Source organism: Bradyrhizobium uaiense, assembly GCF_010811875.1.
Lineage (GTDB): Bacteria > Pseudomonadota > Alphaproteobacteria > Rhizobiales > Xanthobacteraceae > Bradyrhizobium > Bradyrhizobium uaiense.
Window position 1 is genome coordinate 1 of the sequence record NZ_VKHP01000682.1, and the last position, 255, is coordinate 255.

Here is a 255-nt window from a genome sequence, read left to right on the forward strand (position 1 = left end):
AGAATGGTGCGATCCGACCCGCAGGCCCGGCTGCTGACCTCAGTCCCGGCAGTCGGTCCGATCGTGGCGCTGACCTATGCCAGCGCTATCGACGACCCGGGACGGTTCACATCATCAAAGCGAGTTGGGGCGCATTTCGGGCTGACCCCGAAGAAGTACCAATCCGGCGAGATCGACTACACTGGCCGGATCAGCAAGATTGGCGATGCCGCCGTACGCACGGCGCTCTACGAGGCCGCCCACATCATGTTGATC

At 62.7% G+C, this 255-nt stretch carries 1 protein-coding gene; it reads left to right on the plus strand.

Going from position 1 to position 255, the window contains the following annotated elements; all coding sequences use genetic code 11:
• Window positions 1-255: transposase (locus FNJ47_RS55645; RefSeq protein WP_163163623.1), on the plus strand; the 255-nt coding region annotated here is incomplete at both ends.